Below are 23,038 nucleotides of genomic sequence, written 5' to 3'. Positions count from 1 at the left end.
TTCTCAAAAAAAACCAATTTGGAGCGGGAAACGAGACTCGAACTCGCGACCCCAACCTTGGCAAGGTTATGCTCTACCAACTGAGCTATTCCCGCGTGCCGCTTATAATACATTAAGCAAAACAAGGGTCAACAACTTTATGCAAATAATTATGCTGATTGCATAAAATAAAAACAGAAATGAGTATTTAGAGCCGTTTTTATTGATAAGTTGCCGAATAAATAGACATTTTGTTTGAAGTCAAAGTGTACAAGAGCAACTTTTGTTTGTGTGTAGACAGGGTATACTAGGTCTAAATATACGAATAATCGTAAAAGGAAAAGCTATGAGCCTTGAACAACAGTTGATTGAACGGTTACAAACCCTTGCACCTAGCCATTTAGAAGTCATTAATGAGTCTGCTGGCCACGGTGGATATTTTCCAGGTAAAGAATCACATTTTAAAGTGATTGTGGTGAGTGAAGAGTTTAACGGCTTGCGTTTGGTTCAACGTCATCAAAAAGTTTATGCCTTGGCTTCTGATTTAATGAATCCGGGACAAATCCATGCTTTAGCAATTCACGCTTATTTACCAAGTGAGTGGCAAGGTCAAGCGCCAGCGAGTCCAGAATGTGCACATGCACCTAAGAGCTAAGGGCTTAGTTTATGGACGCACATTTACTCACTAAAATTATTCATATGACTGCGGTAGCAGCCGCACTTATGGTTTTTGTATTACGCGCTTCTACACTGTTTATTGGTGTACAAGGTCAACAACCTAACCCAGCAGGGCGTAAAGCGTTAGTTGCTTTACAGCATCTATCTTTTACAGTCGTTTTTATTACTGGTGCGATTTTACTGGTAATGAAGAACTTTCAGGTCCAGCCGTGGTTTTACGCTAAAATTATCTTATTTTTAGTGCTCTTATCATCATTAATGAAAGCCTTTAAAAAGGATGACACTATTTTATTAGCCCAGCGCCGTGCGGGTTTGGTTATTAGTGCAATCGCATTTGTTGCCATTATTATTTTGGTCATCGTGAAACCGGTTTTTGCTTAATTGTTCTACATTCTTTGCCTTTTTGCTTAAGCTCTAGGTTAAACTGCATACAGTAAAAAAATATGTAGAGGGAAACATGTTAACTCGTGTGGTGTTTAACCAAAAAGGCGGTGTAGGGAAATCAAGTATTACTGTAAATTTGGCTGCAATTAGTGCCAAACATGGCTTAAGGACCTTGGTGATCGACCTTGATCCTCAAGCCAACTCTAGCCAATACCTTTTAGGTGAAGAGGCAACATACGCTGCTGATAAAGCAGTTTTAGAACCAAATATTGAAAACTTCTTTGAAGATGTGCTGGGGAATAATCAACAAAAAGGTCTAATTGGTAATGCTATAGGCTCAATTTTAAAAGCCCCTCGTAATAAAGATCTCGACAGTTTTGTACACTCAACATCTTTTGCAAAACTAGATGTGCTTCCGGCTAGCCCTACGCTCGGTGCTCTTGAACATGCACTTGAAAGCAAACATAAAATTTATAAATTACGTGATTCAATTCAAAGCTTAATTGGACGATATGACCGCATTTATATTGATACACCACCAGCTTTTAACTTTTTCACCTTGTCTGCTTTAATTGCTGCAGATAAAGTTCTGATTCCTTTCGACTGTGATGTATTTTCAAAGCGTGCGTTACAAACATTGATTGAAAATGTTCTCGAAACGCAAGATGATCATAATGACCGCTTGGAAATTGAGGGAATTGTGGTGAATCAGTTCCAGTCCCAAGCAAAACTACCGCGGGAAGTGGTTCAACAGTTAAAAGATGAAGGTTTACCTGTACTTAATAGCATGTTACCACCATCAATTTTAATGAAAGAATCACATCAGAAAAATTTACCTTTGGCTCACTTGGCGCCAGAACACAAATTGACTCAATCTTATGAGGCATTGTTCAGCGAAATTGAACCAAAACGATAAGAGAAAAATGATGAAAGGCTTATATCTTGTGCCTTTGGCAGCAGCCACCTTACTATTGGGCGCTTGTGCCACGACGGTAAAACCGACTTATGTGTCTCCGACACAGTATCAATCTTTGAGTTGCCAACAACTTCAAAGTGAATATAACCGTATTCAACAATATATCGACAATGGTGTACAGACTCCAAAAAGTACAGGTATGGGTGTTGGCGTTGGTCTTGGTGGCGGCTGGGGACGAGGCGGTTGGGGATTCGGTCCATCCATCTCTGTCAACATGGGGCAATCTTCTTCAACCAAGAACACTGAACTTTCACGTGTAATGGGGCAACAAGAGGCAATTGTTCAGGCTGCTCAGTTTAAGAATTGTCCAATTATTGTTCGCAAAAAGGCGAAATAATAGTCAATTTTGAATCACAATATGCTAATCAAAGCATATTGTGATGAATAAAGTTTAGCAAAATGTTTCATAATAAAATCAATATAAATCAAAAGCTTTTTTAAAATATAACTTTAAAGTGGCTGTATTTTTTCTAGTCAATATACTCACTAAACTTGCTATATTTTGCCTATTTCGTTTAAGGTTGCCGCATCTTTATCAATGTGGAAACTTTATGATTGAAAGCTGGTTTTTTGTATTAGCAATGTTGGCTGTTTTGCTTATCCCTGGTCCGACAAATGCATTACTTGCAACCGCAGCTCACTCACAAGGTTTATCTAAAACATTCTGGCTTATTCCAATGCAATGGTTAGGCTATGCCTATGGCATCAGCTTTTGGGCCGTGTTTATTCATTTAGCAGCTCCAGTCTGGCCAGCGCTGCTACTCATTTTGCATATTACGAGTGTGTTATATGTATTCTGGATGGCATTCCGTTTATGGAAAACCACACATTTACAACAGTTTAGCCAGAACCATCGCAATATTCGCCCACGTCAACTATTCTTCTCAACTTTAAAAAATCCTAAGTCCTTACTGTTTGCAGCTGGTATTTTCCCAGCTGAAACATGGAATTCGCCCGAAAATTTTCTTATGGTCTTTGCTGCTTTTACGTTGATCCTTATTCCTGCTGCGAGTTTCTGGATGATTTTTGGACGTGCTTTATTAACGGGTTCAATGCAGAAAATAAAAGCCGATCATTTATATAAAGGATCGGCCATGTTACTCATTTTGTGTATGCTTCCGGTGGTATTTCGTTTCTTCTAAAGGAACCCTTAAACGTTAGCTTTACGGTTCTTTAATTTTTCGCGGATAAATCCAATAATACCTGGTAGAACACTAATAATAATGATGCCGAAAATAAGATGGGTAAAGTTATCTTTTACAACTGGCATATTTCCAAATAAATACCCTAACGTTACAAAAGAAGCCACCCAACAGAATGCTCCAATTAGGTTGTATGTCAGGAAAAACTTATAATTCATACTACCAGCACCGGCAACAAAAGGGGCGAAGGTGCGGGCAAATGGAATAAAACGGGCAAAAATAATTGTTTTGCCACCATGACGGGCAAAGAATTCTTGAGTTTTGGTTAAATGCTGTTTATTAATGAGTCGGGAATTCATTTCAAACACACGTGGACCGATAAAACGACCAATATGATAGTTCACAGTGTCGCCTAAAACTGCTGCAATAAAAAGTAGAGTACCCAGTAACCATGGATCCATCTTACCCGTAGATGCCGCTAAAGCACCTGCTGCAAACAATAAACTATCTCCCGGTAAGAACGGCATGACCACTAGACCGGTTTCGACAAAAATAATTAAAAATAAAATGCCATAAATCCAGACTCCGTAATTTGTAATAAATTCGGCGAGATGCTGGTCAACGTGTAGAATAAAATCAAGAAGTTCCATGAGATGACTAAGTGGTAAACCGTGCTCAAATCGTAGCAGTGAGCCTATCGAAAGTCAGTATAAAACATCAAAAATATACAAATTGATCATCCTATTTGTGCAACGATATATATGGATTTTGAGTATTTAATTATCAATGTCCCAAACCTAGAATGAGTTCATCAACAAATAAGCATTTAAATAAAGGTGGCTGTATGTTTAATCCAAATGTGGTGGTCAAAAATATCGTAACGCAACCAGGCGCGGATAGTTTCATTAGCCTTGTTGCTCGTCTTCTTATCGCTTACATCTTTCTTGTTGCTGGTTGGGGGAAAATTACCGGTTATGCAGCAACTGTAGGTTATATGGAAGCTATGGGTGTTCCAGGTGGAATTCTACCATTAGTCATTTTGGTTGAGTTCGGTGGTGGTTTAGCTTTGTTATTTGGTTTCCAAGCGCGTTTTGCAGCTTTTGGTCTAGGAATCTTTAGTATCTTGACTGCATTCTTGTTTCACCAAGGTGGTGCTGATGCAGCAGCGCAATATAATAATGGCATCCATTTTATGAAAAACTTTGCAATGGCAGGTGGTTTGTTCTTCTTGATGCTTCATGGCGCTGGACGTATTAGCTTAGACCATGCAATTGAAAAATAATATTCAAGACAAAATAAAACCGGATGAGCAATTCATCCGGTTTTTTTATATTTAAAAATTAGAGCATAAACTGGATTTGTAATTCCCCAACAACAAAACCAAGTACGGCGCCTACTGCAATGAGTGCCCACTCATCTTCTTTGAACGCGGGACGCAACATCCCTTCAAATTCGGATGGTGTTAATTTTTGCATACGTTCAATTAAAGTGCTGCGAATATTCATTGCATCTTCCGCATACGACTCAACATATTTCATCGTTTCTGGTAGCTGTTGCATAATACGTTCAGCAACCTGTGTTTTCATATTTTGGTATTTTTCGCCGCCAATTGCATAAACAACAAGTGGGCGAATCACACCTGCCTGCATATCAATTTCCTGTTTAACATGGCGGTTAACCAACTCAATTACACGCGCAGAGTGAGTACCAGAAAACAACTCTTCCATCATATGTCGTGAAGTTAAAAGCTGTTTGGAAATTAAGGCTGCGTAGTCAGCTGCTACTTCATTTTGTCGTTTAATAAATAGACCTTGCCATGTATAGCCTAATATCTTTTTCGGATAGAGCGGTCTAAACATCATTTGTAGGGCAATCCAGTCACTAAAGAACCCTACAAATCCGCCAAACATCGGCAGCATCCAAGGGTATTTGCCTTGGGTAATAATCCAGCACAACATTTGGATTACACCAATTCCAAAACCGAATACAAAACCAACGTTACTGAAGAATTTAAATTCTTGTTTGCCTACACGCTTAAAAATATTGTTGAGTAGACGTTTATCTTTAAGCAAATTACTAATGACCAAATGCTTAATATCAAAATATCGATTTACGTCACGTTGCACTTCACTCATGATGTGCTCGACAATTTCCGGTGCTTTTGATTGCACTCTACGGATCAGTCTTTGACGGGCAAACTCAGGCATACCTTCCCATAAACCGGGTTGATACTCTTGCGCGACCTCACGTGTAATATCTTCTGCTGCTGCCATTAATGGTTTTTCAATTTCTTTGGCAATACGCTTTGGGTCAAGGCGAGCAAAAATTTCTTCGGGTTTAATCAGCTTGGCTGTCATGAGTTCAACAGCAATGGTTGCCATTTTTTCAGCTTTACGAGGCACGATACCTTGCCAGCCAAAAAACGGTTTAATACCTTTAAATTCAAGTGGTGAGAACATCATTTGAATGGCAATCACTTTAGTGACATAGCCAATTAAACCACTCATGAAAGGAATAGAGACATACAACCAAAAATGTTGCTGGAAATCTGCAATCATAGTTTGAAGCATTGTTGTTCCTTAGATTTCTATTGATTTTGATATGGGGCAACAAGCCATAAAAAAACGGATAACTGTTCAAGGACAGACAAATATCGCTAATGGTATTTACCTTTCCATGGTAATGCCTGTTTTATCGGGTCATCTTAACATCAAATTCACGACGATGTTGCATAGAATGTGATGAATTTATCAATGTGTATGAAGTTTTTAAGGGGTATACAGTATATTGATAAATATCAATAAATTTTAATTTATATTGATCAATCCCAATATAGAAATGATTCTGATATGAAAAAAATAAGATATATGATGATTTGCGGTGCGCCGAAGCGTGAAAAATGTTAAAATGGCGCGCTTAATTCTTTTGCCATTTAGTGGTTTGTCATGACTACCAATACTCAAATTACTGAAGATCGTATCCTGATCCTGGATTTCGGCTCTCAATATAGTCAGCTCATTGCACGTCGTGTACGTGAAGCTGGTGTTTACTCTGAAATGTATGCCTTTGATATGTCTGAAGAAGACATCCGTGCTTTTAAGCCAAACGGTATCATTTTATCAGGTGGACCTGAGAGTGTGCATGAAGAGGGCAGCCCGCGAGCACCGCAAGTGGTGTTTGAATTAGGTGTTCCAGTATTGGGTATTTGCTATGGTTTACAAACCATGTCTGAACAGTTAGGCGGTAAAGTTGAGCCGGGTACTGTACATGAGTTTGGTTATGCCGAAGTTGATATCGTTAAACGTGACCAACTTATTGGCAACTTACAAGACCGCGAAAACCAGTTACACGTTTGGATGAGCCACGGCGACAAAGTGAGCAAAATTCCAGAAGGTTTTACAATTACTGCAAGCACACCAAGTTGTCCAGTTGCTGCTGTAAGTGATGAAGCACGTCGTTTCTATGGCGTGCAATTCCACCCAGAAGTAACGCACACGGCAAAAGGTGAAGAGTTACTTGCAAACTTCGTTCATAAAATTTGTGGATGTGGTGGCCTTTGGACACCTGAACACATTATCGATTTACGTGTAGAACAATTACGTGAACAAATCGGTAATGAAAAGGTTCTTTTGGGGCTTTCTGGTGGTGTTGACTCATCTGTTGTTGCTGCACTTTTGCACAAAGCAATTGGCGATCAGTTAACATGTGTATTTGTTGATAACGGTTTACTTCGTTTAAACGAAGGTGACCAAGTGATGCAAATGTTTGCCGAAAACATGGGTATCCGAGTAATTCGTGCAGATGCTGAACAACGTTTCTTAAATGCATTGGCTGGTGAAGTTGATCCAGAGAAAAAACGTAAGATCATTGGCCGTGAATTTATCGAAGTATTTGCTGAAGAAGCACGTAAACTTGATGGCGTGAAATTCTTGGCGCAAGGTACGATTTACCCAGACGTAATTGAATCTGCTGCAAGCAAACAAGGTAAAGCACACGTTATTAAATCTCACCACAATGTGGGTGGTTTACCAGACGATTTAGCATTTGAATTGGTTGAACCTTTACGTGACTTGTTTAAAGATGAAGTACGTAAATTAGGTACTACACTTGGTTTACCGCATAGCATGATCTACCGTCATCCATTCCCAGGCCCTGGTTTAGGCGTTCGTATTTTGGGGGAAGTGAAAAAAGAATATGCAGATATTCTTCGTCTTGCTGATGACATCTTCATGCAAGAGCTTCGTGACAGTGGTTGGTATGATAAAACTGCTCAAGCGTTTGCTGTGTTCCAACCTGTTAAGTCAGTTGGTGTAGTAGGTGATGGCCGTCGTTATGCTTGGGTAATTGCGCTTCGTGCAGTTGAAACAGTTGACTTTATGACAGCTCGTTTTGCACATTTACCATACGAATTGGTTGATAAAATCTCAACGCGTATTATGAATGAAATTAAAGATGTATCACGTGTGGTATACGACGTGTCATCTAAACCACCAGCAACGATTGAGTGGGAATAATCAAATGAAAAGGCAGGATTTAATCCTGCCTTTTTTATGTCTATTGATAAAAGCATTATTTATGTTTATCGATATACTGGTGACTAGTAATAAAAAAAATACTTTGATTTGAACCAAAACGTTCTACTGATTTCTCAAAAACCATTCCAACACGTTCTAGTAATTTGATTGATGCTTTGTTCTGTGTTTGAGTCTCAGCTATTACTTTCTTAAGATTTAACTCATTAAATGAATAATTTAAAACAAATTCAAGTGCTTGAGTTGCATATCCATATCCCATATATTCCGGCAGCAATTCATATGATACTTCGATATCTGAACCGTCATGATGAGTATCCAGAGATATAATTCCTAAAAAATTATGATCAGTAGAAGATCGAATTGCCCAAATAGGTAATTTACTTGGAGTATTAATATCAGCATGTGCTCGCGTTTGAGCTAGAGATACTTCCAATGGGCCACCTAAATACTTTCTAGTCGTATCATTTGTATAAAGTCTAACTAAATTAGACGCATCTGCTAATGTTAAATCGCTTACATAACACAAGTGCATATTATTTATGATTAAAGAGAAAAATTAACATATTACATTTTATAAGAAATTCATCATAAATATTCTTTTCTTTCGTCAGCTTAAATTTCTTCTCAGGAAACTACCTAGTAAGGTGCTTAAGCACTCTTTTTTATTGCTTAACTTTTAAAGATAAAAATTAATCTTAATAACTATCAATACAATAGGTCGTATAATATTACTTATACTTGATAAAAGATATATTAAGATATATCTTAATAATTATAAATTAAGCATATTAGAGAACCTTCAAAGATGAGACAACAATCAGAACATCATCATGCTGAACATAATGACCATCATCATGGCCATCACCGTTCAGGTCGCCGTGGAAGACTTTTTGAAGCTGGGCGAATGAAACTTTTAGTCCTTCATCTCATTCAACAAAGTCCTAAGCATGGTTATGAAATTATAAAAGAAATAAGTGATTTGGTAGGCGATGGCTATACCCCAAGTGCAGGAACAATTTATCCGACTTTAACCAGTCTGGAAGAAATGAACCTAATTAACTTGTTAGATATAGAGCGTAAGCAATATCAAATTACGGAGTTTGGTGAGGCTTATTTAACTGAACAAAAAGATAAGTTAAATGCACTGTTAGAAAAATTACGCTTAAGACGTGAAATTCACAGTAATGATCAATTAATTGAAATTCACCGCGCCATGGAAAATTTGAAAACAGCCTTACGTTTGAAATTGAATACTACTGACTTAAAGCAAGAGCAGATCTATCAAATTGCCGAAAAAATTGATCAGGCTGCGGTTGCAATCGGGCGTCTATAAGTTGAGATAAGCCATGCTAGAGCTACAGCAAAAAATCAAAGAAGCGGGCCTAAAAGTCACTCATCCAAGACTTGTTGTTTTATCTTTAATTCAGGAGCAAGCGGAAGATTTAACGGTTAAACAAATTTATCAAAAGCTCTATACCCAAAAACAGAAGTTGAGCTTGGCAACAGTTTATCGGGTGGTCAGTGATTTGGAAGGAGCAGGCTTAATCTCAAATACTCAATTTCAGCGTGGTGAAGCGAAATTTAATTTATCAGAGTTAGCCAATAATCAACTTCTACAAATTTATTGTGCAGAGTTGACACAAGCGAAACAGGAACAATTTCTAGCGAGTTTGCAATCTGTATTTACTCAATTTCAAGTTGACTTGAAGCAGATTGAAATTATCCAAAACCATTAATTTTTAATAGAGAACTTATATATGAAACAGCATCAATATCACGTTACTGTACAACATTTAAAAGATGCCAAAGGCGAAGTTTCTAACTATACGGAAAGGCTCGAGTTCTATACCGGTAATCATGACGACATTTTTGAGATTGTTGAAAAGTTAAAGAACGCAGAATTTTTCGATGATCAAACTACGAAATCTTTTGGAGTTGGTCTAAAACTTTTTAGTGAAGTCATGTTGGAAAATCGGGACCATCCACTGTTTCAAGAGTTCTTTCCCCAGTTCGGGCAATTTATGAAAAATCTAAAACAGCTCGTTAAAACTCAATCATCTTAAGCTGCTTAAAGCAGCTTTAATTATTTTCTATTTTATAATTAAAAATCGATTGTCTCATTCATAAGACCCTGTGTATTACTAAAAGACTATATTGAATAATAAGTGTATTGTTAAGATCAGTATAACAACTCATTGCAAAAGCATAGGTAAAAGAGAGTAATATCATGAGCAATAATAACGATTACGATATTTCTGATTCAAAGGATTGCGAGAAATTTGCCAATCAATTCATTCAGGAATTTCCAATTCGCTCTGCTGAAATTGGACAGGGGACGGTGATTAAGCGGGCTTTACCTAGTCGACAAAAGCGAATGATTGGGGCGTGGTGTTTTCTGGATCATGCAGGCCCAGTAACATTTCCTGCAGGTAATGGTTTAGATGTGGGTCCGCACCCGCATATTGGTTTGCAAACCTTCACGTGGATGATTGAAGGCACCATGATGCATACCGATAGCTTAGGTTCAAAACAATTAATTCGTCCTAAACAAGTTAATTTAATGACAGCCGGTCATGGTATCTCTCATACAGAAGTTGCACCTGATACTGAAACTCAAATGCATGCTGCGCAGCTCTGGATTGCTTTACCTGATCATAAGCGCAATATGGATCCGAAATTTGAACATTATCCTGAGTTGCCTGTTGTTGAAAAAGATGGTCTAGAATTTACTGTACTTGTGGGTGAATATTTAGAGACGACTTCTCCAGTCATGGTGCATACACCATTAGTAGGTGTTGACTTAATTGCTACCCGTGATACTAAAACACGTATTCCATTAAATCCTGAGTTTGAATATGGTTTTATGGCATTAGATGGGGTTGCTCATGTGAATGGCCATGAACTTACTGCTGACAATATGGTGGTATTAGATACGGGTTTAAGTGAAATTGAGATTGAAGTAAAGAAAGGGAACCGTGTGCTATTAATTGGTGGTGAACCTTTTGAAACTCCAATCTTATTATGGTGGAACTTTGTAGCACGTACTATGGATGATTTAAAAGAAGCGCGTGAGCAGTGGATTAATCATGATGTACGTTTTGGCGAAATTCCCGATTATGTTGGCGCACGTTTAGAAGCCCCAGTTCTTCCAGATCAAATGAGAGCATCAAAATGACAGCAGTAATCGCGAGCAGTAAAGCAAAGCCACTTGCTGAACAGTGGAAGGGTGAGATTACCAGTGGCCGCCATCAATACTTTTGTGATGAGCCAGAAAAATTAGAAGGTCATGATCAAGGTCCAGCACCTTATGATTTGCTGACTGGAAGTCTGGCAGCTTGTACACTCATTACTTTAAGAATGTATGCAAAGCATAAAGATTATGACTTTGGTGAGTTTTCGGTTGAAATTGATTTTCATACCAATCGTGAGCATGAAGAACATATCGAGCGTCGTATTGTTTTTAAAGAGTTGCCGAACGAAGAGCTTCAACAAAAAATCTTAACGGTATGTAGTAAAACGCCAGTAACTAAAACTTTGTTACGTAGTTTAGACATTCATACTGTGCTTGTTACAGCATAAAAATGCTATTTTGTTGCGGTGGATGATTTTATATCCATCCCACAAATGGAATAAAACAGCATGTTCACATGCTGTTTTTTATGTAAAAAAGAAAAATAAAAGTAGGCAGTATCATGATTAGTGTACACCACCTGGAATGTTCGCGATCGTTTCGGATTTTATGGGCTTTAGAAGAGTTAGGCTTAGATTATGATATTCATTATTATCAACGTCTTCCCAACTATTCAGCACCAGAAACTTTGAAATGTATCCACCCGCTCGGCAAAGCGCCAATTTTGACAGACGATGAGCAAGTTATTGCAGAATCAGCTGTTATTTTAGAGTATTTGCAGCAACGTTATGATCAAAATCAGCAGTTTAAACCTAAGCAAGCTCAGGATTTGCAGCAGTATATTTACTGGATGCACTATGCCGAAGGGTCACTTATGCCCTTATTGGTCATGACTCTAGTGATGAATAACGTGAATAAACATGTACCTTGGTTAATTCAACCTGTAGCAAAGAAAATTACAGAAGGGGTTAAAGCAAATTTTGTTCGTCCACGTATGAAAGATCATATTAGTTTTTTAGAAAACTACTTGTCTGAGCATGAGTATTTTGCAGGGGATTTTTCATTTGCCGATATTCAAATGAGCTTTCCATTAGAGGCTCTACAGTCCCGTCTTCAAGGCAAATATCCGCATATTCAGGCATTTTTGCATCGGATTCAGCAAAGACCAGCATTTCAAAAAGCAAGACAGAAAGGTTTGGGGTCAAACGAAAGAAATTGTGCTGATATATAAAAGAAAAGGAACAAATACTTGTTCCTTTTTTATTACTTAATCTTTATTTGCGTTTAATTACGATAGAGTCAATGCCGCTATGCTGTAAGGTTTGCTGAGCAGCAAGAGCAGCTTCTTGGGTATCGTATGGACCAGAAATAACACGGTACCAAGTCTTTCCATTTTCAGAGCTTTTAATTACATCAGCTGATAAGCCATTTAAAATGATCTCTGCACGTCGAGCATCTGCTTGATCTGGGTCAGCATAGCTACGAACTTGTAAAATATAATTTGGTTGTTGAGGTGCAGCAGCTGTAGAGTCAGTATTGTCATCAGTATTAGCAACAGATTCTGATGCAGCAGGTTGAGCAGTACTAGGTGCCTCAACAATCATAGCAGTACCTTGGTTTTTACTTTCTGGAATAGCCTGTTCCGGAATAGGGGTAACTTGCTGTTGAGGTAATAAATCGTAAAAACGGTAATCTTTATTGGTTTCTTCTTCTTTGTAGTGGTCAGAAGTAATCTGGTTTTTTGAAGAAACAGGTTGCCACGGTTTCCAAAGCATGAGCACTACTGCGATACATAAGACCGCTAAAATAGCGACAAGTGTCCCTAACCATTTAGGAATTAAAGGCTTTTTAGGCTTATTAGGTCTTTCAGATACACCGCGTTGCGTTTTGCCAAACACGTGGATTATTCCTCTGTCTTTTGATTGTTTTATTTCGAGTTTAGTTCTCGTTTACTTTAAAACATCGCTTTGTATAGGTGAAGTCCTTACAAAGTGTTATTTCTTGCAACACGAAGGGGTATATGACTTTGCCAAATACCCCAACATGAACTTACATGGCTTCAGGTGCAGAAACACCGAGTAATTTTAAGCCATTGCGCAGTACTTGTTGTACGTTGATTGAAAGTAATAAGCGTGCTTGTGTAAGTTCAGCATCATCACTTAGAACTTTATGCTCATTGTACCAACCGTGGAATAGCGCAGCTAATTCTTTTAAGTAGTTACCTACTTGATGTGGTTCATACGCATTAGCAGCACGTAATACAACGTCTGGATATGCCGCCAGTTTAGCAAGAATTTCAGTTTCTGCATCAAGTGACAAGCGCGCAGCATGTGAACGAGCTGCACTTACTTCAAATTGTAAGCCAGTGCTTGCTGCTTTTTCTAACATACGGCAAATACGTGCATGAGCATATTGAATATAATACACAGCATTATCTTTACTTTGTGACACAGCAAGGTCAAGGTCAAAGTCAATGTGTTGTTCGCTCTTACGCATTACATAATAAAAACGGGCAGCATCGTTACCAACTTCTTTGCGTAAGTCGCGTAAAGTCACGAACTGACCCGAACGAGATGACATTTGAACCATCTCACCACCGCGCCATAAACTTACGAACTGAACTAAAAGAACAGTTAATTTTTTCGAGTCATAACCCATTGCATCAATCGCAGCTTTTACGCGAGAGATATAACCGTGGTGGTCAGAACCCCAAATATCAACAAGGTCGGTATAACCACGTTGTAGTTTATTTAAGTGATATGCAATGTCAGATGCAAAGTAAGTCGTTTGACCATTACGACGTTTAACAACACGGTCTTTTTCATCGCCAAATTCAGTCGATTTAAACCAGATGTTGCCATCTTTTTCATACAAGAAGCCACGTTGATCAAGTGTTTCCAACGCTTCGTCAATTTTTGCGCTAAGAGACGCTTCGCTAAACCATTGGTTAAAGGTTACGCCGAAGTCAGCAAGGTCATCTTTAATATCATCTAAAATGGCATGAAGAGCTGCTTGATGGAAAACACGGTAGCCTTCACCTAATAACTGCTGTGAGTTGGCAATAAGGCCATCAATATGCTTTTCTTTATCACCAGATAACACGACTTTGTTGCCTTCGCTATCGAGTTCGTCTGTATATTGCACATCTTCTGGTACATCTTTATAGACGTCTGCTACATCACGAACATATGCATTGTTATCTTTGTCGATAATGCTTTGGGCGATCTCTTTAACGTAGTCGCCTTGATAAGCATTTTTTGGGAATACAAGATTTTGACCCAATAATTCTAAATAACGTAAATAGGTAGAAGTCGCCAAAATATCCATTTGACGGCCAGCATCATTTACATAATATTCGCGATCAACTTTAGCACCTGTTGCTTCAAGTAAGTTTGCAACAGTCATACCATAAGCAGCACCGCGACCGTGACCTACGTGTAGGCTAGATGTCGGGTTTGCAGAAACAAATTCAACCTGAATCTTTTTAGCCGCATTTGATTGGCTACGACCAAAGCTTTCTTTTTGAGCTTGAATTTGATCAAGAATCGCAAAACGTTGGTCTGCATTTAAAAAGAAATTGATAAAACCAGGACCTGCGATTTCAGCTTTGCTGATGTCTGCAACTTCTGGTAATGCTGCTAGAATTTTCTCAGCTAAATCGCGTGGTTTCATACCAGCAGCTTTAGAGCCGATCATGGCAATATTAGAAGCAAAATCGCCATGGCTTCGGTCTTTGGTGCGCGTTAAATTGCTTGAATTATTCCAATCCGAAGGAAGCACACCTTCTTGCTGAAGGGTTTGCACTGCATGGTCGAGAGCTGCTTGTATTGCCGTATTCATATCAATCGAAAATAGATGTCGCAGAAAAACGTCAAATATAGCAAATTTCCTATGAGTTAGGGGAGTACATTTAACGCTTTCATTTAATTTCTTTCTTGAAGTTCCATATAACTATTTTTTTTGTAAATATTAAAAAATGAATATGATTCAATTCTGAAAATACGTAAATACAGGCTTTCTAGGCAATAATTTTAAAATTATAAGGTAGTAAAACACTTGGTATTTTTTATGAAAATGTAAGCTAGTAAGAAAATATAAGATTTTAAGTCAGATATAGAGTTAATTAAGAATAATTTTAAAAAAGATGAAAAATGTAAGTAATTAATTTTTAATATTAATTTTGTTGTATGTTTTTTCTAAATAGTATTCAATTTCAATATCACAGTTTAAAATACCTATTTTGTATTAAATAGTCTTAAGCTTACGCATACAACGAGCTTTAGAGAGTGCTGAAACTGTACTTTTCGGAGTTCTAAGCTGGAAAATGAGATAGGCAATGATATCAGGACACCCAAGTAAACACCCACTTTATATCCCTTATGCAGGCTATACACTTTTAGAGTTACCCCTTTTAAATAAAGGGTCCGCTTTCACTCAAGAAGAAAGAAGTAACTTTAACTTACACGGGTTACTTCCACATATTATTGAAACTATTGAAGAGCAAAGCCAACGCTCTTATCAGCAATATTGCGCTTTCAATGATGATATTAATAAGCACATCTATTTACGTAATATCCAAGATACCAACGAAACTCTGTTCTACCATTTAATTGAAAATCATCTTGAAGAGATGATGCCAATTATTTACACGCCGACCGTAGGTGAGGCATGTCAACGTTTCTCTGATATCTATCGCCGTCATCGTGGTGTTTTTATTTCATATCCAGATCGCGATGTGATTGATGATATTTTGCAGAATGTTAATAAAAACAACGTTAAAGTCATCGTGATTACGGATGGTGAACGTATTTTAGGTCTTGGTGACCAAGGCATTGGTGGCATGGGTATTCCAATTGGAAAACTTTCGCTTTATACCGCATGTGGTGGTATTAGCCCTGCGTACACATTGCCAATCACAATCGATGTAGGGACGAATAACCCTCAATTATTAAATGACCCGATCTACATGGGATGGCGTCAACCACGTATTAGTGGTGATGAGTATTATGAATTTGTAGATATGGTGATTGAAGCTGTAAAACGTCGTTGGCCAAAAGCACTCATCCAGTTTGAAGATTTCGCACAAAAAAATGCGATGCCATTATTAGAAAAATATCGCGATAAAATTTGTTGTTTCAATGATGATATTCAAGGAACAGCAGCGGTTTCTGTTGGTAGTTTGATTGCTGCAAGCCGTGCAGCAGGTAAACAATTAAAAGATCAGAAAATTGCTTTCTTAGGTGCGGGTTCAGCGGGTTGTGGTATTGCAGAGCAAATCGTTGCACAAATGGTTTCAGAAGGTCTAACCGATGCTGAAGCACGTGCTCGTGTTTACATGGTAGATCGTTTTGGTTTAATCACTGAAAACCAGCCGAACCTATTAGACTTCCAACGTAAATTAGCTCAAAAAGCTGAAGTAGTAGATCAGTGGGGCAACATTGAAGAAGTAATTTCGTTACTTGATGTTGTTAAAAATGCCAAGCCTACAGTGTTAATCGGTGTTTCTGGTCAGCCAGGTTTATTCACCGAAGAAATTATTAAGACCATGGCTGCCAATTGTGAACGACCAATTGTGATGCCGTTATCTAACCCGACTTCACGTGTGGAAGCTGTACCAGCTGATATTGTGGAGTGGACTGAAGGAAAGGCACTAATTGCAACGGGTAGCCCATTTGCACCTGTAAATCATCACGGCAAGCTTTACAATATTTCGCAGTGCAATAACTCATACATTTTCCCTGGTATTGGTTTAGGTGTAGTAGCATCAGGTGCTAAACGTGTTACAGAAAACATGCTTATGGCATCAAGTAGTGCTTTAGCAGACTGTTCACCGTTGCTGAAAGATCCACAAGCTGACTTATTGCCACCTTTAGGCGAAATTCAACAAGTATCTAAAGTGATTGCATTTGAAGTGGCAAAAGCTGCAATGGCAGATGGTGTGGCTGTAACCATTAGTGATGATTTACTTAAGCAGAAGATTGATCAATCGTTCTGGAAACCAGAATACCGTAAATATAAGCGTATTCCTTTCTAAAATATTGGACGTGTAAAAAAGGGAGTAAGATACTCCCTTTTTTATTAACTTAATTTGGCTATAAAGGCTTTTGAATCTCCTAAAATAAAATAGATGATTCACCTTTTATAAATGCATATTATTAATCTATATTCATAAGTTTTTCTGTGTTTAATATTAGATATACTTGCTAGCTAATAGCTTTAATTAAGATGAGTTTTTTAAATAGCACAGAATTATGAGTACTTTTTCATGAAAAATATTTATATTTTAATTTTTATAGGCGCTTTAATGGCTTGTAGCGATAAAAGTCCAGATAAAACTCAACATGATGCTAATCATAAGTCAGATGTGGTGCAGGTGGATAAAAATCAATCAGACTCTGCTGTAAGTGAAAAGAAAGAGAGTGCGGAGAAGGGGCTTAAAACAGCTGATCAAGTGGGGGAAATCTCTTGTTCAAATCCAAATATTACGCAATGGTATGGTTTTAATGAGAGTGTTGCTGAGCCTAAATGTGAAGTCGTAAAGAACTTTCAACTGTCAGCTTATAAGTGTGATATCTCTAAAAACGCCTTTGGTGAAAATAAAGACGCTATTTTGCTAGAAAATCAAGATAAACGAATTTTTGTTTATTCCACTTTTAAAGACTGTAATGAAATGCTTGAAATAAGAAATGCGAATGGGCCTTAAGTTTATATTTAAGAGTGATTTTTATTAATTTATAAAGGTAAAGATAATATTTTTGTAGAATGTCAAAGTACACGTTTTTTTCTTTGGTTTTAAATAAAAAAGTAGCTACCGTGGTGATAGCTACTTTTTAAAAAACTTAATCCTCTAAAATTTCTTCTAGCAATTCTTCACTTGGTGCAAAGTAATATGCGCCGTCTAGTGGTGTCACGAAGTGCAGTAAGCGGTCATGAATGCCATCCCCACTTGTACCAAACATACGCTTTAACATGGCATCAATAATGTTCAGGTCTTTGGTGTAGGCAATGAAGAATAAGCCTTGATCACCTCGACCATCACCGTAAGGTAAGCTGTGACGTAAAATTTCCATTTCTTCGCCTTCCTCATCTTCAACGACAGTACGAGCGACATGGGCATTTTCTGGTTTAACGTCATCATCTAATTCAATAGATTCGAGCTTGGTGCGGCCCATGACATTTTCTTGTGCATCGACTTTAAGTTTTTTCCATTTTTCCAAGTTATGTGCATAGCGCTGCGCAAATATAAAACTACCATCTGCAAATACTCCAGCACTTTCTGGGAGTAGGGCTGTTTCCGCGCGGTCGTCTGGAAATTGAGGGTTTTCAGTACCATCTATAAAGCCAGTAATATCGCGACCATCGAAATAACGGAAGCAAACACGTTCATCCAAAACTTCAACTTTATCTTTAATACCTTCAAAAAATGCTTGGCTTAATGCAAAACAAATATCTGAACGCATACTGGCAATGTGGATAAGCACATCAGCTGGTACGACGGGCATGTTGAATGCACCATTTTCTGGTTCAAGTTGTTTAAAGCCAGCAGGAGATTGACTGTAAAGCTGTTTCCAAAGTTCTGGACCAAAAGCGACTGCTGTTTTAATTTGCGCGTCTGAATGCTGAGTAATGAGACGGTCACGTGTTTCGAATAAAGCTTCGAGTTGTTCTTTTAATTCAGCAATTGTTAGATCTTTTAAACGAAGAACAATAAAGCGGGCATGATCAGATGGTAATGGCAAAATGACAGATTGAGCAGTCATTAGAAGATCTCTCCTCAATTATAATTTAGTATGAGCTTTAATTATTGTGCCTGATGCGAAGAGCTGTTAGTAGTCTATTTATTGATTTTATTGTTTGAATTATCGCCGCGATAGTTTTATAAAACGGTATAATTCCACTTTTATTGCCTATTTTCGCTATGTCTTTGCAAGTTTGGTTTGCTTATATGTTGGCCTGTTGGGTCATTAGTATTTCTCCGGGAGCAGGAGCTATTGCTTCTATGTCGAGCGGCTTAAATTATGGCTTTAGACATGGCTACTGGAATGCAATTGGCTTGCAAATCGCCTTGTTAATTCAAATTATGATTGTGGCGGCAGGTGTAGGTGTTTTATTTGCAACGACTCCATTAGCTTTTCAGGCTGTTAAGTGGTTTGGGGTAGCTTATTTGCTGTATTTAGCTTATTTGCAGTGGACTGCACCAGTAAAAGACATAGAAATTCAACACGAAAAAAAGGATAAAACTATTTCTGCTCTGCTATTAAATGGATTTGTGGTCAATATCAGTAACCCTAAAGCGATTGTATTTTTATTGGCAGTTTTGCCTCAGTTCTTAGATTTAAATAAACCTCAATGGATACAATATCTAATTATGGCAGTCACTATGGTTACGATTGATTTGATTGTAATGGCTGGTTATACAGGGCTGGCTTCAAAAGTTTTAAGATTACTACGTTCTCCTAAGCAACAAAAATATTTGAACCGTGGTTTTGCTGTCATGTTTAGTTGCGCAGCATTATTGTTAAGTACGGTTCATCAAGCAGTCTGATTTAGGCCGCTTGAGTTTGATTTTTGATTTTTTGAACCATAAAAATAAGAGCAAAACTCAAAGCCATACATAAAACAATACTGAGGCCAGTCGAGATATTAAGTGCTGCGCTTGACCATAGGCCAACACTGACACCGAGTTGAGCTAAAACAAAAGCCCAAATAACCATTTGCTTTGGTGAGTGAGCGAGTAATCGGGCGCTCAATGCTGGTATAACCAGCAGTGCTCCCATTAAAAGTGAACCAACTGCACGTAAAGCTAATACTGTAAATAAGGCTAGCAGTAACATGAAGATAAGACGCTGCCATTTCGCATTCACACCTTCACTAATCGCAATGTCCGGATCAATTGCAATTTGAATTTGTGGTTGCCAATAGCGATAAAGAATTACTAGTGATACCGCAATAATTAATGTGAAAACAGGTAGATCTGACCAATCAATACTCAGTAAATCACCAAACAAATAACTTAAAAGTTCTGGTCTTAAACTCGGAACATGTTGAATAAACAGAAGGCCACTACATAGTAATGTTGCTGAGCATAAGGCAAGTAGGGCATCGTTTGGCAAACGATTGTCATGCAAAGCCCATAAAATGGCGACTAATAAAATAGCTGTACCTGCTACGCCAAGCCACAGAGGGAGGCTTAAGGCACCAGCAATTGCTACCCCAAGTAAGGTTCCATGTGCCATCGTGTCTGCAAAAAAAGACATACGTCTCCATAGCATGAGACAACCAAGTGGTGCGGTCAAAAAGACCAATAAGGTTCCCATAATCCATGCGGGCAACAATAATTGTAACCATTCCATCATGGCTTAAGCTTCCGGTTCTGGGTGGATGTGAGGTCTACTATTGTGAGGGCAGGGGTGTGCCGCATCACCATGCGCACAGTGGTCATGATGGTGCTGGTAAAAAACTCGCTGAGTGCCAAATATTGCCTGATACTCAGGATGCTGTTGAATATTCTCAGGTAAACCGCTGCAACATATATGCTTGTTTAAACAAACAACTCTATGCGTCCCTTGCATAACCCATTGTAGGTCATGTGAAACAATTAAAATGGCACATCCATAACGCTCCGGCAGACTACGCACATATTCATAAAGCTCAGCTTCAGATTGAATATCTAGACCTTGCATCGGTTCATCAAGAACGAGAATATCTGGTTTTCTAAGTAAAGCGCGTGCCAATAGTACGCGTTGACGTTCACCACCAGAAAGTTGTTGAACTTTTGATTGTTGTAACTTTGCAATACCGGTGTCTTGAATAATTTCCTGACGAAGGGCAGGGCTACACTTTTCAAGATTTAATAAATCTTGAACACGTAAAGGAAGACTATGAGAGGGATTAAACTTTTGAGGAACATAAGCCATTTTTAGTTTTTTATCGCTTATGACACGTCCGCTACTTGGCTTTAAAATACCAAGTAGAACTTTAATTAAAGTCGACTTACCCGCACCATTCGGACCAATTAAGGTCACAATTTCATTTTGATGCAGATCAAAGTCGACTTTTTTTAATATATCCCGATCATCACGGCGAACAGAAACCTGTTCAAGTTGTATTAATACAGGATTTAGCGAGCTGTGCGGCACTGCTGGCATTTCCCCGAAATTTCAATAATGCTGTGTTGTGCTGTGAAATCATCTAAAGCTGCAAGTTGGTCGAGTTGTTGAGTTAGACCTTGTGAAGATGCTTCTTTAACAGTGTGACATTCGGTGCAAATTAGGAATGCAGCTTGATGTCCCTCACGTGGATGACAGCATGGAATATAAGCATTAATAGATGTTAAGCGATGAATTAGACCCTTTTCTAATAAGAAGTCTAAAGTTCTATAAACAGTAGGCGGAGCGGCAGGGCGATCTGTCTGACTTTTAATACGTGCTAATAAGTCATATGCACCCATTGGGCCTGAAGCATTTAAAATGAGCTCAAGAACTTCTTTACGTAAAGGCGTAAGACGTGCGCCAACTGCAGAACATAAAGTTTCTGCTTCAGCTAAACGACTTGCGACATTATGGTGATCATGTACACCATGCAAAGAATCATGATGTTCATGCGTGCAAGAACTCATAGACATAACCTCAAATTTTTAATGGAATATTAGCATGAAGCGATGCTTCATTCGATTAATCTTAGGTATTTTTGTAACTTTGTTATATTATAACATGCTTCGAGCTATTACTAATTGATGGTCTGTCATGTTCCGCGTTTTTGTTTTCAGTATGTTCTCTCTTTTGAGTACGCTAGGTTGGAGTCAGGGTTTGGTTGTCTCTACACACCCAATCTATTTGATTGCAAAAGAAATTACCAAAGGTGTTGAAGAACCTCAATTATTGCTTCAGGGCCAAAGTGGACATGACGTACAACTCACCCCAGCACATCGTAAAGCAATCAATGATGCCTCTTTGGTGATTTGGTTAGGAAAGGCTCATGAAGCTCCGCTAAACAAACTGCTGAGTAACAATAAGAAAGCAATTTCTTTATTAGACAGTGGTATTCTTTCTATTTTGCCGCAGCGTAATACGCGTGGTGCTGCTTTACCAAATACTGTGGATACGCATGTGTGGTTGGAGCCAAACAATGCAGTACGGATTGGCTTTTTTATTGCAGCTTTGCGTTCACAGCAGCATCCTGAAAACAAAGCAAAGTATTGGAATAATGCCAATATATTTGCCCGGAATATGTTACAGGCAGCTCAAGCTTACGATAGCTCAAGTAATGGGAAACCATATTGGTCTTATCATGATGCTTATCAGTATTTGGAACGCTCGCTTAATTTAAAGTTTGCAGGTGCTTTAACGGATGACCCGCATGTTGCACCTACAGCAGCTCAAATTAAGTATCTTAATGATAATCGACCAAAACCTCAGATGTGTTTACTTGCAGAAAGTTTCACAACAAAAGGTCAATATCAGAAACTGGGCAGTATTACCTTCCAACCCGTTGATGAAAGTATGAATAATGAGGACGATTTTGTAACAGCATGGAAGAAACTGGCGATAAAAACCGATAAATGTGTATTAAATACGCAAAAGTAAGATAAAAAGTAAACAAAGGCTGACTGTAGCGTCAGCACCACCTGTCACGAAAAACCCCGACTAAAGTCGGGAAAAGATTGCATGTTCAGGGGTGTAACTCTATAATGCCTGCGATTAAAAGCGATCATCAGCTAAACTTGTCAAGCATTTATGCTGTGAGTGGATAAATAATGAGCCAAACTAGTCGCTTGATTGACCGACGATTAGCAAAAGCTTTGGTCTTCTTACAAGCATGCATGATCCCTGTTTCCGCACTTGTGGCGTGGAGCATAAAAGACATGACAGCAGCATTAAGTGCGGCACTTGGTGCATTGGTCTGCTGGCTTGCTACCAGTTATTTTGCGTGGCAATCCTTCAGGACGGCAGGTGCGAGAGCATCTAAACAAGTGCTGTCTAACATGTATAGGGGCATGTTAGGCAAATTTGCAATTATGATCGTTGGATTTATTTTGATTTTGAGCAATGTTAAACCTTTATCACCGTTAGCATTGCTGTTTGGTTTTATCCTCGTTCAAGCGATGTCGTGGGTTGCTCCTTTTTGGGTTTCACGTCTACAAAAACGAGTATAGAAACAAGAAGAATTGAAGATTTTTTGGAGGGTGGCGAGATATCGACAGTACGCCGATGTT

27 protein-coding genes and 1 tRNA gene are annotated in these 23,038 nt (G+C 38.4%); 18 read left to right on the top strand and 10 right to left on the bottom strand.

The window, feature by feature from the left end; all coding sequences use genetic code 11:
• Window positions 1–19: 19 nt before the first annotated feature.
• Window positions 20–95: transfer RNA gene (locus F984_RS17630), tRNA-Gly, on the bottom strand.
• Between the two features lie 230 nt (window positions 96–325).
• On the opposite strand from F984_RS17630, the gene F984_RS17625 reads away from it, so the two are divergent.
• The 5 genes from F984_RS17625 (at window position 326) to F984_RS17605 (ending at window position 3,159) form a co-directional block, all read left to right on the top strand.
• Window positions 326–634, top strand: coding sequence for a BolA family protein (locus F984_RS17625; RefSeq protein ID WP_000051228.1), 309 nt, complete (start codon window positions 326–328; stop codon window positions 632–634).
• Window positions 635–645: 11 nt separating this feature from the next.
• Window positions 646–1,038, top strand: a complete 393-nt coding sequence (locus F984_RS17620) for a SirB2 family protein (protein WP_002054236.1) — start codon at window positions 646–648, stop codon at window positions 1,036–1,038.
• A 76-nt stretch (window positions 1,039–1,114) separates the two neighbouring features.
• Entirely contained in the window at window positions 1,115–1,957 is an 843-nt protein-coding gene (locus F984_RS17615) for a ParA family protein (RefSeq protein WP_002054248.1), read from the top strand.
• Window positions 1,958–1,967: 10 nt separating this feature from the next.
• Window positions 1,968–2,354: a hypothetical protein gene (locus tag F984_RS17610; RefSeq protein ID WP_004711075.1), complete on the top strand. Its 387-nt coding sequence runs from the start codon at window positions 1,968–1,970 to the stop codon at window positions 2,352–2,354.
• A 214-nt stretch (window positions 2,355–2,568) separates the two neighbouring features.
• Window positions 2,569–3,159: a LysE family translocator gene (locus F984_RS17605; protein WP_004711073.1), complete on the top strand. Its 591-nt coding sequence runs from the start codon at window positions 2,569–2,571 to the stop codon at window positions 3,157–3,159.
• 8 nt (window positions 3,160–3,167) lie between these two features.
• On the opposite strand, the gene F984_RS17600 is transcribed toward F984_RS17605, so the two are convergent.
• Window positions 3,168–3,809 carry a DedA family protein gene (locus F984_RS17600; RefSeq protein ID WP_002054234.1) on the bottom strand — a complete coding sequence of 214 codons (642 nt, stop codon included), beginning with the start codon at window positions 3,807–3,809 and terminating at the stop codon, window positions 3,168–3,170.
• Between the two features lie 194 nt (window positions 3,810–4,003).
• On the opposite strand from F984_RS17600, the gene F984_RS17595 reads away from it, so the two are divergent.
• A complete protein-coding gene (locus F984_RS17595) occupies window positions 4,004–4,441 on the top strand; it encodes a DoxX family protein (protein ID WP_004711072.1) in 438 nt (145 codons plus the stop codon).
• A gap of 58 nt (window positions 4,442–4,499) precedes the next feature.
• On the opposite strand, the gene F984_RS17590 is transcribed toward F984_RS17595, so the two are convergent.
• Window positions 4,500–5,717, bottom strand: a complete 1,218-nt coding sequence (locus F984_RS17590) for a DUF445 domain-containing protein (protein WP_171057494.1) — start codon at window positions 5,715–5,717, stop codon at window positions 4,500–4,502.
• A gap of 387 nt (window positions 5,718–6,104) precedes the next feature.
• On the opposite strand from F984_RS17590, the gene guaA reads away from it, so the two are divergent.
• The gene (gene guaA / locus F984_RS17585; protein ID WP_002054280.1) at window positions 6,105–7,673 is read left to right on the top strand and encodes a glutamine-hydrolyzing GMP synthase; all 1,569 of its coding nucleotides are present in this window, start codon (window positions 6,105–6,107) and stop codon (window positions 7,671–7,673) included.
• Window positions 7,674–7,728: 55 nt separating this feature from the next.
• Here guaA and F984_RS17580 read toward each other — a convergent pair whose 3' ends face one another.
• A complete protein-coding gene (locus F984_RS17580) occupies window positions 7,729–8,226 on the bottom strand; it encodes a GNAT family N-acetyltransferase (RefSeq protein ID WP_004711069.1) in 498 nt (165 codons plus the stop codon).
• A gap of 273 nt (window positions 8,227–8,499) precedes the next feature.
• Here F984_RS17580 and F984_RS17575 point away from each other — a divergent pair, with 273 nt between their 5' ends.
• The 6 genes from F984_RS17575 to F984_RS17550 all read left to right on the top strand — a co-directional run bounded on the left by F984_RS17575 (window position 8,500) and on the right by F984_RS17550 (window position 12,055).
• On the top strand, window positions 8,500–9,027 hold the full coding sequence (locus F984_RS17575; RefSeq protein WP_004711067.1) for a PadR family transcriptional regulator: 528 nt from the start codon (window positions 8,500–8,502) through the stop codon (window positions 9,025–9,027).
• 13 nt (window positions 9,028–9,040) lie between these two features.
• Entirely contained in the window at window positions 9,041–9,430 is a 390-nt protein-coding gene (locus F984_RS22965; protein ID WP_004711065.1) for a Fur family transcriptional regulator, read from the top strand.
• A gap of 21 nt (window positions 9,431–9,451) precedes the next feature.
• Entirely contained in the window at window positions 9,452–9,757 is a 306-nt protein-coding gene (locus tag F984_RS22960; RefSeq protein ID WP_002054242.1) for a DUF3861 domain-containing protein, read from the top strand.
• A 164-nt stretch (window positions 9,758–9,921) separates the two neighbouring features.
• A complete protein-coding gene (locus tag F984_RS17560) occupies window positions 9,922–10,869 on the top strand; it encodes a pirin family protein (RefSeq protein ID WP_004711062.1) in 948 nt (315 codons plus the stop codon).
• A complete protein-coding gene (locus tag F984_RS17555; protein WP_004711059.1) occupies window positions 10,866–11,273 on the top strand; it encodes an OsmC family protein in 408 nt (135 codons plus the stop codon). The genes F984_RS17560 and F984_RS17555 overlap by 4 nt, the downstream gene beginning before the upstream one ends.
• Window positions 11,274–11,386: 113 nt before the next feature.
• Entirely contained in the window at window positions 11,387–12,055 is a 669-nt protein-coding gene (locus tag F984_RS17550; RefSeq protein ID WP_002054180.1) for a glutathione S-transferase, read from the top strand.
• Window positions 12,056–12,098: 43 nt separating this feature from the next.
• On the opposite strand, the gene F984_RS17545 is transcribed toward F984_RS17550, so the two are convergent.
• Both F984_RS17545 and argS read right to left on the bottom strand, forming a co-directional pair.
• Complete coding sequence (locus F984_RS17545) at window positions 12,099–12,722, bottom strand: SPOR domain-containing protein (RefSeq protein ID WP_004711056.1); 624 nt, start codon at window positions 12,720–12,722, stop codon at window positions 12,099–12,101.
• A 151-nt stretch (window positions 12,723–12,873) separates the two neighbouring features.
• Entirely contained in the window at window positions 12,874–14,664 is a 1,791-nt protein-coding gene (gene argS, locus F984_RS17540) for an arginine--tRNA ligase (protein WP_004711054.1), read from the bottom strand.
• 496 nt (window positions 14,665–15,160) lie between these two features.
• Here argS and F984_RS17535 point away from each other — a divergent pair, with 496 nt between their 5' ends.
• Entirely contained in the window at window positions 15,161–16,858 is a 1,698-nt protein-coding gene (locus F984_RS17535) for an NAD-dependent malic enzyme (protein WP_000623106.1), read from the top strand.
• Window positions 16,859–17,089: 231 nt separating this feature from the next.
• On the top strand, window positions 17,090–17,527 hold the full coding sequence (locus F984_RS17530; protein ID WP_004711051.1) for a hypothetical protein: 438 nt from the start codon (window positions 17,090–17,092) through the stop codon (window positions 17,525–17,527).
• Between the two features lie 136 nt (window positions 17,528–17,663).
• On the opposite strand, the gene F984_RS17525 is transcribed toward F984_RS17530, so the two are convergent.
• A complete protein-coding gene (locus F984_RS17525) occupies window positions 17,664–18,584 on the bottom strand; it encodes a Dyp-type peroxidase (RefSeq protein ID WP_004711048.1) in 921 nt (306 codons plus the stop codon).
• A 158-nt stretch (window positions 18,585–18,742) separates the two neighbouring features.
• Here F984_RS17525 and F984_RS17520 point away from each other — a divergent pair, with 158 nt between their 5' ends.
• Window positions 18,743–19,369 carry a LysE family transporter gene (locus tag F984_RS17520; protein WP_004711047.1) on the top strand — a complete coding sequence of 209 codons (627 nt, stop codon included), beginning with the start codon at window positions 18,743–18,745 and terminating at the stop codon, window positions 19,367–19,369.
• A gap of 1 nt (window position 19,370) precedes the next feature.
• Here F984_RS17520 and znuB read toward each other — a convergent pair whose 3' ends face one another.
• The 3 genes from znuB to F984_RS17505 are packed head-to-tail and all read right to left on the bottom strand — an operon-like array spanning window position 19,371 to window position 21,442.
• Window positions 19,371–20,180, bottom strand: coding sequence for a zinc ABC transporter permease subunit ZnuB (gene znuB / locus F984_RS17515; protein ID WP_004711045.1), 810 nt, complete (start codon window positions 20,178–20,180; stop codon window positions 19,371–19,373).
• Between the two features lie 3 nt (window positions 20,181–20,183).
• The gene (gene znuC / locus F984_RS17510; protein ID WP_006581278.1) at window positions 20,184–20,972 is read right to left on the bottom strand and encodes a zinc ABC transporter ATP-binding protein ZnuC; all 789 of its coding nucleotides are present in this window, start codon (window positions 20,970–20,972) and stop codon (window positions 20,184–20,186) included.
• The gene (locus F984_RS17505) at window positions 20,945–21,442 is read right to left on the bottom strand and encodes a transcriptional repressor (RefSeq protein WP_002054239.1); all 498 of its coding nucleotides are present in this window, start codon (window positions 21,440–21,442) and stop codon (window positions 20,945–20,947) included. The genes znuC and F984_RS17505 overlap by 28 nt, the downstream gene beginning before the upstream one ends.
• A gap of 127 nt (window positions 21,443–21,569) precedes the next feature.
• Here F984_RS17505 and F984_RS17500 point away from each other — a divergent pair, with 127 nt between their 5' ends.
• Together F984_RS17500 and F984_RS17495 are read left to right on the top strand one after the other, a co-directional pair.
• A complete protein-coding gene (locus F984_RS17500; RefSeq protein WP_004711044.1) occupies window positions 21,570–22,409 on the top strand; it encodes a metal ABC transporter solute-binding protein, Zn/Mn family in 840 nt (279 codons plus the stop codon).
• Window positions 22,410–22,579: 170 nt separating this feature from the next.
• Window positions 22,580–22,978, top strand: coding sequence for an ATP synthase subunit I (locus F984_RS17495; RefSeq protein WP_000084237.1), 399 nt, complete (start codon window positions 22,580–22,582; stop codon window positions 22,976–22,978).
• The last annotated feature ends 60 nt before the right edge of the window (window positions 22,979–23,038 follow it).

Source organism: Acinetobacter nosocomialis NIPH 2119, assembly GCF_000368085.1.
Lineage (GTDB): Bacteria > Pseudomonadota > Gammaproteobacteria > Pseudomonadales > Moraxellaceae > Acinetobacter > Acinetobacter nosocomialis.
Note: the sequence above shows the minus strand (reverse complement) of the source record. Positions and strands in the feature narration are given on the sequence as shown.

Excerpts from the sequence above, each read along its gene's own strand:
- F984_RS17625 (WP_000051228.1), top strand. The coding sequence starts at position 326 with ATGAGCCTTGAACAACAGTTGATTGAACGGTTACAAACCCTTGCACCT.
- F984_RS17620 (WP_002054236.1), top strand. The coding sequence starts at position 646 with ATGGACGCACATTTACTCACTAAAATTATTCATATGACTGCGGTAGCA.
- F984_RS17615 (WP_002054248.1), top strand. The coding sequence starts at position 1,115 with ATGTTAACTCGTGTGGTGTTTAACCAAAAAGGCGGTGTAGGGAAATCA.
- F984_RS17610 (WP_004711075.1), top strand. The coding sequence starts at position 1,968 with ATGAAAGGCTTATATCTTGTGCCTTTGGCAGCAGCCACCTTACTATTG.
- F984_RS17605 (WP_004711073.1), top strand. The coding sequence starts at position 2,569 with ATGATTGAAAGCTGGTTTTTTGTATTAGCAATGTTGGCTGTTTTGCTT.
- F984_RS17600 (WP_002054234.1), bottom strand. The coding sequence starts at position 3,809 with ATGGAACTTCTTGATTTTATTCTACACGTTGACCAGCATCTCGCCGAA.
- F984_RS17595 (WP_004711072.1), top strand. The coding sequence starts at position 4,004 with ATGTTTAATCCAAATGTGGTGGTCAAAAATATCGTAACGCAACCAGGC.
- F984_RS17590 (WP_171057494.1), bottom strand. The coding sequence starts at position 5,717 with ATGATTGCAGATTTCCAGCAACATTTTTGGTTGTATGTCTCTATTCCT.
- guaA (WP_002054280.1), top strand. The coding sequence starts at position 6,105 with ATGACTACCAATACTCAAATTACTGAAGATCGTATCCTGATCCTGGAT.
- F984_RS17580 (WP_004711069.1), bottom strand. The coding sequence starts at position 8,226 with ATGCACTTGTGTTATGTAAGCGATTTAACATTAGCAGATGCGTCTAAT.
- F984_RS17575 (WP_004711067.1), top strand. The coding sequence starts at position 8,500 with ATGAGACAACAATCAGAACATCATCATGCTGAACATAATGACCATCAT.
- F984_RS22965 (WP_004711065.1), top strand. The coding sequence starts at position 9,041 with ATGCTAGAGCTACAGCAAAAAATCAAAGAAGCGGGCCTAAAAGTCACT.
- F984_RS22960 (WP_002054242.1), top strand. The coding sequence starts at position 9,452 with ATGAAACAGCATCAATATCACGTTACTGTACAACATTTAAAAGATGCC.
- F984_RS17560 (WP_004711062.1), top strand. The coding sequence starts at position 9,922 with ATGAGCAATAATAACGATTACGATATTTCTGATTCAAAGGATTGCGAG.
- F984_RS17555 (WP_004711059.1), top strand. The coding sequence starts at position 10,866 with ATGACAGCAGTAATCGCGAGCAGTAAAGCAAAGCCACTTGCTGAACAG.
- F984_RS17550 (WP_002054180.1), top strand. The coding sequence starts at position 11,387 with ATGATTAGTGTACACCACCTGGAATGTTCGCGATCGTTTCGGATTTTA.
- argS (WP_004711054.1), bottom strand. The coding sequence starts at position 14,664 with ATGAATACGGCAATACAAGCAGCTCTCGACCATGCAGTGCAAACCCTT.
- F984_RS17535 (WP_000623106.1), top strand. The coding sequence starts at position 15,161 with ATGATATCAGGACACCCAAGTAAACACCCACTTTATATCCCTTATGCA.
- F984_RS17530 (WP_004711051.1), top strand. The coding sequence starts at position 17,090 with ATGAAAAATATTTATATTTTAATTTTTATAGGCGCTTTAATGGCTTGT.
- F984_RS17525 (WP_004711048.1), bottom strand. The coding sequence starts at position 18,584 with ATGACTGCTCAATCTGTCATTTTGCCATTACCATCTGATCATGCCCGC.
- F984_RS17520 (WP_004711047.1), top strand. The coding sequence starts at position 18,743 with ATGTCTTTGCAAGTTTGGTTTGCTTATATGTTGGCCTGTTGGGTCATT.
- znuB (WP_004711045.1), bottom strand. The coding sequence starts at position 20,180 with ATGATGGAATGGTTACAATTATTGTTGCCCGCATGGATTATGGGAACC.
- znuC (WP_006581278.1), bottom strand. The coding sequence starts at position 20,972 with ATGCCAGCAGTGCCGCACAGCTCGCTAAATCCTGTATTAATACAACTT.
- F984_RS17505 (WP_002054239.1), bottom strand. The coding sequence starts at position 21,442 with ATGAGTTCTTGCACGCATGAACATCATGATTCTTTGCATGGTGTACAT.
- F984_RS17500 (WP_004711044.1), top strand. The coding sequence starts at position 21,570 with ATGTTCCGCGTTTTTGTTTTCAGTATGTTCTCTCTTTTGAGTACGCTA.
- F984_RS17495 (WP_000084237.1), top strand. The coding sequence starts at position 22,580 with ATGAGCCAAACTAGTCGCTTGATTGACCGACGATTAGCAAAAGCTTTG.